This window comes from Xenophilus sp. (genome assembly GCF_044462705.1).
Lineage (GTDB): Bacteria > Pseudomonadota > Gammaproteobacteria > Burkholderiales > Burkholderiaceae_C > Xenophilus > Xenophilus azovorans.
Map to the genome: position 1 here is coordinate 10,133 of NZ_JBIQNC010000073.1, position 8,611 is coordinate 18,743.

An 8,611-nucleotide genomic window follows, 5' to 3' on the forward strand; every position below is an offset into this window, starting at 1 on the left:
ATCAACCCGCGCGGCCTGCACTGGAGCGAGGTCGGCCCCGACGACATCGTGCTCATCGACGTGCACGGCAACGTGCTGGCCGGCCGCCACCGCGTCGAGCCGACGGCGCTGTTCATCCACGGCGCCGTGCACCGCCTGACGGGCCGCGCCGTGGTGCTGCATTGCCACATGCCCTACGCCACCGCGCTCACGCTCACGCAGGACGGCGCGCTCGACCCCACGCTGAGCCAGAACGCGATGCGCTTCATGAACCGCCTGGCGGTGGACCGCGTCTACAACGGCCTGGCGCTGGACGACGCCGAGGGCGAGCGCATCGCCGGCGCCATGGCCGGCGAGAACGCGGGCAAGGACATCATCTTCCTGGCCAACCACGGCGTGATCGTGGCCGGCCTCAGCGTGGCCTGGGCCTACGACGACCTGTACTACCTGGAGCGCGCCTGCCTGCACCAGGTGCTGGCGCAGAGCACCGGCCGCCCGCTGGTGCCGGTGGACGCGAAGCTGGCCGCGCACGTGGCGGCGCAGATCCAGGGCGAGCGCGAGCAGTCCGACCTGTTCTTCGAGGCGCTGCGCCGCCTGTTGCCGCCGCCGCGGCGCTGATGACATTCTTCACCTGCCTTCGCACCCGGTTTGCAATGCGTTCACATGGCCGCCGGACCATGGGAACACCTCAGACGACAGACGAAGGAGCAGGCCATGAAGACCCTTTCCATCACCCTCGGCGCGGCTGCGATGCTGGCGCTCGGCGCACTGGTTGCCGCACCGGCTCATGCGCACGGCGGCCCTCACGTGCGCGCCCAGGTGTACGTCGCGCCGCCGCCACCGCCGCACTACTACCGCCCGGCGCCGCCGCCGCGCTACGTCGCGCCGCCCTACTACGGCCACGGTCCGCGCCACCACTACTACCGCGACCACCACCGCCGCCACGGCTGGCGCGACAACGACCGCGACGGCGTGCCCAACCGCTACGACCGCCGGCCGAACAACCCCTACCGTTACTGAGCCCCCAGGGCCGGACTGCGCCCGGCCCGCCCCCCGAGGGGGGCAAGAAAACTTGGGGCGGCCCGGCGTTTTCTTGTGACTTCAGGCCGCGCGCCGGCGCACCAGTGCCGCCGGCGTGCGCGGCCAGCCCGGCCGCCCGAACCACGCACCGCCCGCGACGGCGGCGGCGATGAACAGGCCGTAGACCCCCAGCGCCGCCGCCTGCGCGGCGAACACGTGCGACAGCTCGCCGCCCCAGCGCAGCGCCAGCCAGCCGCCCACGCCGGCCACGGCCAGCCGCAGCACGTTGCCCAGCACCGCCCACAGCAGCCGCCCCGCGCCCTGCGAGGCGAAGTACAGCACCAGCCCCAGCCCGAAGAAGCCGTACAGCGGCCCGACGCTGCGCAGGTACAGGCTGCCCGCCTCCAGCATGGCCGGGTCGCTGCCGAACAAGCGCAGCCACGCCGTCGGGAACAGCGCCGCGGCGACGCCGATGGCGCTGGTCATCCCGAAGGCCAGCGCCGCGCCGGCCCAGGCCGCGCGCAGCGCGCGCTCCGGTCGGCCGGCGCCCATGCTGGTGCCCACCATCGCCAGCAGCGGCGCACCCAGGCCGAACACCAGCGGCACCAGCAGGTACTCCAGCCGCGCCGCCGTGCCGTAGCCGGCGATCGCGCCCGCGCCCCAGCGCCCCGCCAGCGCCGTGGCGATGCCGATGCTCAGGTTGGTGGCCGCGGTGGACACGGCGCCCAGCAGCCCGACGCGCAGGATGTCGCGCATCAGCGGCCACGCCAGCCGCGCCTGGCGCCAGCGCGGACGCAGCAGGCTGGCCGGCGAGCGCAGGTACAGCGCCAGCGCGATGCAGCCGCCCAGGTAGTACAGCAGCATCGCCAGCGCGCCGCCGGCGATGCCCAGCGCGGGCACCGGCCCGCCGCCGAAGATCAGCAGCGGCGACAGCGGCACCGCCACCACCACGCCCGCCACCGTCACCAGCGCCGGCAGCGCCATGTTGCCGGTGCCGCGCACCACCGCCGCCAGCGCGTTGAACAGCCACACCAGCACGGCCCCGCCGAAGATCCAGTGCGAGTACGTCAGCGCCGCCTCCAGCGACGCGCCGCTGCCGCCCATGTGCCCGTACAGCCAGCGCCCGCCGGCCCACATCAGCGCGGTGGACGCGAGCCCGCAGCCCAGCGCGATGGCGACCGACTGCCACACCACCACCTGCGCGTCGGCCTGGCGGCCGGCACCCAGCGCACGGGCCACGGCCGAGGCCATGCCGCCGCCCATCGCGCCGGCTGAGCTCATCTGCATCAGCATCACCAGCGGGAAGACCAGCGCCATGCCGGCCAGCGCGTCGGTGCCCAGCCGGCCGACGAAGTAGGTCTCCACCAGGCCGATGCTGGCCTGCGCCGCCATCACCGCGATGTTGGGCAGCGCCAGGCGCAGCAGCGTCGGCACGATGGGCGCTTCGAGCAGCGCGCGGGTGCGGGGATCCATGGCCGGCGTTCAGGCGGTCTGCGCGGCCCGCAGGCGCGGCGGCGCCTCGCGGATCGGCAGGTTCACCAGCGCCGCGCCCACGGCCAGCACGATGTCCAGGTACCACACCCAGTCGTAGCTGCCCGTGGCCTGGAACACGTAGCCGCCCAGGAAGGCGCCGAGGAAGCCGCCCACCTGGTGCGCCAGCATCACGATGCCGAACAGCATCGCCATGTTGGCGGGGCCGAACATCTTGGCCACCAGCCCGGCCGTCGGCGGCACGGTGGAAAGGAAGCTCACGCCCATCACCGCCGAGAACACCAGCACCACCGCCGTCGTCTTGGGCAGCAGCAGGAACAGCAGCACCGCCGCGGCGCGCGTCGCGTAGACCCAGGCCAGCAGCGACTTCATGCGCCAGCGCCCCACGGCCCAGCCCATCAGCAGGCTGCCGACGATGTTGAACAGGCCGATCATCGCCAGCGCCCAGCCGCCCACCTCCTGAGGCAGCCCGCAGGCGGCGATCACGCCCGGCAGGTGCGTGGCCAGAAAGGCGACGTGGAAGCCGCAGACGAAGAAGCCGGCCGAGAGGTACCGGTAGCTCGGCGTCGCCAGCGCCTGCGCGATGGCCTCGCGCGCCGACAGCGCCGCGGCGCCTGCCGCGCCGCCCGCCTGCGCCGCGAGGGCGCGCGCATTGCCGCGCAGCACCCAGGCCGCCGGCAGCGCCAGCAGCACGATCACACCCAGCCACTGCATGGAGGCGGCCCAGCCCACGGCGGCGGTCAGGCCGACGGCGATGGGCGCCATGGCGAACTGGCCGAAGGAGCCGCCCGCATTGACCACGCCGGTGGCCAGCCCGCGCCGTTCGGGCGGCACCAGCCGGGTGACGGCGCCCATCAGCACCGAGGGGCCGGCCATCCCGGCGCCGCCCGCCGCCAGCACGCCGACGGCCAGGATGAGGCCGGCGGTGCTCGTCATCAGCGGCGTGATGATCGTGCCCAGCGCCACCAGCGCCACGCCGAGCAGCACGGTGCGGCCGGCGCCGATGCGGTCGGCCACCGCGCCGGCGAAGGGCTGCGTCAGGCCCCACCACAACTGGCCGAAGGCGAAGGCCAGGCTGATGCTGCCCAGGCCCAGCTGCGTGGCGGTGTTCAGCGGCGAGAGGTACAGGCCCATCGTCTGGCGCACGCCCATGGTCAGGGCGAAGGCGCCGGCCGCGGCCAGCAGCACCAGCCACAGGGCCGGCAGGGCGGCGGGCTTCGCGGGGGTGGCGGCGTCATGCATCGTGTTCTTCCTGTGGTTCCTCGTCGCCGGCGGTCAGCAGCGCCAGGCTGTCGTCGATGAGCGCATGCAGCGTGGCCACGCGCTCGATGCCCAGCAGCGCGTTCAGCCCCTCCTGCGCGGCGCGCCAGCGGCGCTGCGCCTCGCTGCGCTTGTCGCGCCCGGCCTGGGTGATGCTCACAAGCCGGCTGCGCGCGTCGGGGCCCTCGGCCATCTCCAGCCAGCCGGCCGCCAGCATGGGCTGCAGGTTGCGCGTGAGGGTCGAGGGGGTCAGGCCCATCTCGCGCGCCAGATCCACCGGGCGCAGCGGGCCCAGGTGCAGCACGTGCGAGAGCAGCGAGTACTGCGTGGTCTTCAGGCCGGTGCGCGCCAGCTCGGCGTCGTAGTGGCGCGCGATGCGGCGCATCAGCTGGCGCAGCTTGAAGTTGGTGCAGCCCTGCGGGCGGACGGCGGTGTTCATGGCATATGATTGTAGCTGCAATAATTGCATATGCAACACAAGGAGCGCGCGCACATGACGCAGACGAACGAACTGGAACGCTGGCTGGCGGAAGAGGCCCGCATCCTGGAACGGCTCGACGCCGGCCCCGGCCCCGGCGTGGCCCGGCCGGAGCAGATCGCCGGCAAGACGGGGCTGGAGATCATGCAGGGCATCGTCGACGGCGCCCTGCCCTACGCCGAGATCGCCCGGACGCTGGACTTCACCGTCATCGAGGTCGCCCCGGGCCGCGCCGTGTTCCAGGGCATGCCGCTGCAGCGCCACCTCAACCCGCTGGGCACGGTGCACGGCGGCTGGTTCGCCACGCTGCTGGACTCGGCCCTGGGCTGCGCCGTCCACACCCTGATGCCGCCGGGCCGCGCCTACACCACGGCCGAACTGGGCGTGAACATGGTCAAGGCCATCACGCCCAAGGTGCAGCGCGTGCGCGCCATCGGCACGGTGATCCACTGCGGCCGCCAGCTCGCCACCGCCGAGGCGCGGCTGGTGGGGCCGGACGGCACGCTCTACGCTCACGCCACCACCACCTGCCTGGTGTTCGAGGTGCCGGCGGCGCGCTGACGCCCCGGGGCGGCCGCTACCACCACGCAACCCGGGGAATTGGCCGGGACGACCAGCAATCACGCTGATAATCGTTCGCATCCCCCGCCGCCGGCTGGCGGCGGAACGGTTCCATTTCCAAGTCCCCGGAGGAGTTCCATGTCCCGATCCCTTCAGCGCCGTGCCGGCGCCCTGCGCCTGGCGCCCCTGGCTGCTGCCTTCGCCCTCGGCGCCGCCGCGCTGCCCGCCTTCGCCCAGGGCGAACTCACGCTCTACACGACGCGCGAGCCGGGCCTGATCCAGCCGCTGCTGTCGGCCTTCTCGGCGCAGACGCAGATCAAGGTGAACACGGTGTTCGTCAAGGACGGCCTGCTCGAGCGCGTGCAGGCCGAGGGCACCCGCTCGCCCGCCGACGTGCTGATGACGGTGGACGTGGGCAACCTGCTGGACCTGGTGGAAGGCGGCGTGACGCAGCCGGTGAAGTCGGCGGCGCTGGAGTCGGCCATCCCCGCCAACCTGCGCGGCGCCGACGGCCAGTGGTTCGCCCTGTCGATGCGCGCACGCGTGCTGTACGCCGCCAAGGACCTGAAGCTCACCAGCTTCCGCTACGAGGACCTGGCCCAGCCGAAGTGGAAGCAGAAGGTCTGCATCCGCGCCGGCCAGCATCCCTACAACACGGCGCTGATCGCGGCCATGATCGCCCATGACGGCGAGGCCAAGACCGAGCAGTGGCTGCAGGGCGTGAAGGCCAACCTGGGCCGCAAGGCCACCGGCGGCGACCGCGACGTGGCGCGCGACATCCTCGGCGGCATCTGCGACATCGGCGTGGCCAACTCCTACTACGTCGGCCAGATGAAGGCGTCCAAGGAAGGCAGCGACGCACGCAAGTGGGGCGACGCGATCAAGGTCATCCGCCCAACCTTCGACAACCCGGGCAGCGGCACGCACGTCAACATCAGCGGCGCCTCGGTGGCCAAGCACGCGCCGCAGCGCGCCAACGCCGTCAAGCTGCTGGAGTTCCTGGTCTCCGAGCCGGCGCAGCGCATGTACGCGCAGGCCAACTACGAGTACCCGGTGCGCAAGGGCGTGCCGCTCGACCCGATCATCGGCCAGGCCATCGGCGAGCTGAAGGTCGACCCGCTGCCCCTGACCGAGATCGCCAAGCACCGCAAGCAGGCCAGCGCGCTGGTCGACAAGGTCGGCTTCGACAAGTGATGCGGCGAGCGACGGCCGGTTGATGCCTGGCCCGCTGGCATCCCGCCTGCCGGCCGGGCTGCGGCCGGTCGGCCCGCTGTGGCGCGGCGCGTCGGTGCTGATCGCGCTGGGCGTGCTCGCGCCCGTGCTCTCGCTGGCCTGGCTGGCCGCGGGCAGCAGCCTGGCGCACTGGACTCACCTGCTGGCGCACGTGCTGCCCTCGGCGGCGCTCAACACCGCCGTGCTGCTGGCCGGCGTGGGCGCGATGGTGCTGGTCATCGGCACCGGCTGCGCCTGGCTGGTGACCGCCTGCGATTTCCCGACGCGGCGCGTGCTGCACTGGGCGCTGCTGCTGCCGCTGGCGATGCCGACCTACATCGTCGCCTTCGCCTACCTCGACCTGCTGCACCCGCTGGGCCCCGTGCAGGGCGTGCTGCGCTGGATGCTGGGCTACGACAGCCCGCGCCAGTGGCGCCTGCCCGACCTGCGCACGATGGCCGGCGCCATCTTCGTGCTGGGCCTGGTGCTCTACCCCTACGTCTACATGACGGCGCGGGCGATGTTCATGACCCAGCCCGCGCACCTGCTCGAAGCGGCGCGCTCGCTGGGCGAGACGCGCTGGGGCGCCTTCCGCCGCGTCGCCCTGCCGCTGGCGCGGCCCGCGCTGGCGGTGGGCGTGAGCCTGGCGCTGCTGGAGACGCTCAACGACATCGGCGCCTCCGAGTTCCTCGGCGTCAACACGCTCACGGTGGCCGTCTACACCACCTGGATCACCCGTTCCGACCTGGCCGGCGCGGCGCAGATCGCCTGCGCCATGCTGGCGGTGGTGGTGATGCTGGTGCTGCTGGAGCAGCACGGCCGGCGCCACCAGCGCTTCGGCTCGGCGCAGCGCATGCGCGCCATCCGCCCCCGCCCGCTGCAGGGCGCCGCGGCCTGGGGCGCCTGCGCGCTGGGCTGGCTGCCGGTGCTGCTGGGCTTCGCCGCGCCGGCCGCCTACCTGGCCTGGGAAAGCTACAAGCGCCTCAGCCTGGGCGGCGGCGTCTCGGCCGGCCTGGTGGCCAGCCTGGCGAACACCATCACCCTGGCCCTGGGCGTCACGGTGGCGGCGGTGCTGGCCGGGCTGGTGGTGGCCTGGGCCGTGCGCCACACCGCCAGCACCGTGCGCACGCCGCGCTGGCCGGCGCGCCTGGCCAGCCTGGGCTATGCGCTGCCGGGCACGGTGCTGGCCATCGGCCTGCTCACGCCGGCGCTGGGCCTGGACGCCCTGCTCGCGCGCAGCCTCGGCCTGCCCGGCCTGCCGCTGATGGCCGCCGGCGTGGTGCTGGTGGCCGCCTGCGCCATCCGCTTCCTGGCGATGCCGGTGGGCGGCATCGAGGCCGGCCTGGCGCGCATCCCGCCCGCGCTGGAGCAGGCCGCCCGCTCGCTGGGCGAGACGCCGCTGGGCGCGCTGCGCCGCGTGCACCTGCCGCTGCTGCGCCCGGCGCTGGCCGCCAGCGCGCTGCTGGTCTTCGTCGACGCGATGAAGGAGCTGCCCGCCACGCTGCTGCTGCGCCCCGCCAACTTCGACACCCTGGCCACCTGGCTGTATGCCGAGGCCGCGCGCGGCACCTACGAGGAGGGCGCGATCGCCGCGCTGGCCATCGTGGTCGCCGGCCTGCTGCCCGTGGCCTGGCTGGCGCGCACGCAACTCGCCCTGCCGCACGTGGACGCGCTGCCCGCGCCCGAGTGACCCTCCTTGCCCGCCCGATCCCATCGATGAGCCCCCCTCTCCCGCCAGACGCCCGCACCGCGCCCGCCGACCTGCGCATCGCGCGCCTGCGCCTGGCCTACGACACGCCGCGCGGCCCGCACACGGTGGTCGACGGTTTCGACCTCGCCCTGCCCGCCGGCCGCATCGGCTGCCTGCTCGGCCCCTCCGGCTGCGGCAAGAGCACCGTGCTGCGCGCCATCGCCGGCTTCGAGCCGGTCCGCGAGGGCGAGATCCACGTCGGCGAGCGGCTCGTCTCCTCGCCCACCGTGCACGTGCCGCCGGAGGCGCGGCAGGTGGGCCTGATGTTCCAGGAATATGCCCTCTTCCCGCACCTCGACGCGGCCGGCAACGTCGGCTTCGGCCTGCGGCGCCTGCCGCGCGCTGCGCGCCGGCAGCGGGTGCGCGAGATGCTGGCGCTGGTGGGCCTGGGCGACATGGCGGGGCGCTACCCGCACGAGCTGTCGGGCGGGCAGCAGCAGCGCATCGCGCTGGCGCGCGCACTGGCGCCGGCGCCGGCGCTGATCCTGCTGGACGAGCCTTTCTCCAACCTGGACGGCGCCACCCGCGAGCGCCTGACGGCCGAGGTGCGCGACATCCTGCGCGCCGCCGGCCAGACCGCCGTGCTGGTGACCCACAACGCCGCCGAGGCGCGGGCGATGGCCGACTTCGTCGGCGTCATGCACGGCGGGCGATTGAAGGACTGGACGGCAACACAAGACTGAGCGCCCCCAGGGCCGGGCTGCGCCCAGCCCGCCCCCCGAGGGGGGCAAGAAAGCTTGAGCGGCCCGGCGCTTTCTTGAGAGATGTCGACAATGGCGGCTTTGCTTCCCGGAAAAGAGAAAGAAAAGCCCCATGCGACTCCTGCACACCATGCTGCGCGTCGGCGACCTGCAGCGCTC

The 8,611-nt window shown here is 73.6% G+C and carries 9 protein-coding genes; 6 read left to right on the plus strand and 3 right to left on the minus strand.

The features are described from left to right. A partial coding sequence (locus tag ACIY1X_RS12775; RefSeq protein WP_399680957.1) for an aldolase occupies positions 1-597 on the plus strand: 597 nt, incomplete at its 5' end. Between the two features lie 96 nt (positions 598-693). Further along, on the plus strand, positions 694-999 hold the full coding sequence (locus ACIY1X_RS12780; protein ID WP_399680958.1) for a hypothetical protein: 306 nt from the start codon (positions 694-696) through the stop codon (positions 997-999). An 81-nt stretch (positions 1,000-1,080) separates the two neighbouring features. On the opposite strand, the gene ACIY1X_RS12785 is transcribed toward ACIY1X_RS12780, so the two are convergent. Genes ACIY1X_RS12785 through ACIY1X_RS12795 form a run of 3 tightly spaced genes read right to left on the minus strand, consistent with a single transcriptional unit; the run spans position 1,081 to position 4,189 of the window. Next, positions 1,081-2,472, minus strand: coding sequence for an MATE family efflux transporter (locus ACIY1X_RS12785; protein WP_399680960.1), 1,392 nt, complete (start codon positions 2,470-2,472; stop codon positions 1,081-1,083). Between the two features lie 9 nt (positions 2,473-2,481). Further along, positions 2,482-3,732 (minus strand): MFS transporter, encoded by a 1,251-nt coding sequence (locus tag ACIY1X_RS12790; RefSeq protein ID WP_399680962.1) that lies wholly within the window; start codon positions 3,730-3,732, stop codon positions 2,482-2,484. Then, on the minus strand, positions 3,725-4,189 hold the full coding sequence (locus tag ACIY1X_RS12795; RefSeq protein WP_399680963.1) for a MarR family winged helix-turn-helix transcriptional regulator: 465 nt from the start codon (positions 4,187-4,189) through the stop codon (positions 3,725-3,727). Before ACIY1X_RS12795 ends, ACIY1X_RS12790 begins: the two co-directional genes overlap by 8 nt. Positions 4,190-4,243: 54 nt before the next feature. On the opposite strand from ACIY1X_RS12795, the gene ACIY1X_RS12800 reads away from it, so the two are divergent. From ACIY1X_RS12800 to ACIY1X_RS12815, 4 genes are all read left to right on the plus strand, one after another. After that, complete coding sequence (locus tag ACIY1X_RS12800) at positions 4,244-4,789, plus strand: PaaI family thioesterase (RefSeq protein ID WP_399680964.1); 546 nt, start codon at positions 4,244-4,246, stop codon at positions 4,787-4,789. A 138-nt stretch (positions 4,790-4,927) separates the two neighbouring features. Next, the gene (locus ACIY1X_RS12805; RefSeq protein ID WP_399680965.1) at positions 4,928-5,983 is read left to right on the plus strand and encodes a Fe(3+) ABC transporter substrate-binding protein; all 1,056 of its coding nucleotides are present in this window, start codon (positions 4,928-4,930) and stop codon (positions 5,981-5,983) included. A 22-nt stretch (positions 5,984-6,005) separates the two neighbouring features. Then, positions 6,006-7,691 carry an iron ABC transporter permease gene (locus ACIY1X_RS12810; RefSeq protein WP_038206292.1) on the plus strand — a complete coding sequence of 562 codons (1,686 nt, stop codon included), beginning with the start codon at positions 6,006-6,008 and terminating at the stop codon, positions 7,689-7,691. Between the two features lie 26 nt (positions 7,692-7,717). Then, complete coding sequence (locus ACIY1X_RS12815) at positions 7,718-8,434, plus strand: ABC transporter ATP-binding protein (RefSeq protein ID WP_399680967.1); 717 nt, start codon at positions 7,718-7,720, stop codon at positions 8,432-8,434. Positions 8,435-8,611: the final 177 nt, after the last annotated feature.

What these genes read in the sequence shown, in the direction of transcription:
- ACIY1X_RS12800 (WP_399680964.1), top strand. Translation starts at nt 4,244, where the DNA reads ATGACGCAGACGAACGAACTGGAACGCTGGCTGGCGGAAGAGGCCCGC.
- ACIY1X_RS12795 (WP_399680963.1), bottom strand. Translation starts at nt 4,189, where the DNA reads ATGAACACCGCCGTCCGCCCGCAGGGCTGCACCAACTTCAAGCTGCGC.
- ACIY1X_RS12790 (WP_399680962.1), bottom strand. Translation starts at nt 3,732, where the DNA reads ATGCATGACGCCGCCACCCCCGCGAAGCCCGCCGCCCTGCCGGCCCTG.
- ACIY1X_RS12815 (WP_399680967.1), top strand. Translation starts at nt 7,718, where the DNA reads ATGAGCCCCCCTCTCCCGCCAGACGCCCGCACCGCGCCCGCCGACCTG.
- ACIY1X_RS12780 (WP_399680958.1), top strand. Translation starts at nt 694, where the DNA reads ATGAAGACCCTTTCCATCACCCTCGGCGCGGCTGCGATGCTGGCGCTC.
- ACIY1X_RS12785 (WP_399680960.1), bottom strand. Translation starts at nt 2,472, where the DNA reads ATGGATCCCCGCACCCGCGCGCTGCTCGAAGCGCCCATCGTGCCGACG.
- ACIY1X_RS12805 (WP_399680965.1), top strand. Translation starts at nt 4,928, where the DNA reads ATGTCCCGATCCCTTCAGCGCCGTGCCGGCGCCCTGCGCCTGGCGCCC.
- ACIY1X_RS12810 (WP_038206292.1), top strand. Translation starts at nt 6,006, where the DNA reads ATGCCTGGCCCGCTGGCATCCCGCCTGCCGGCCGGGCTGCGGCCGGTC.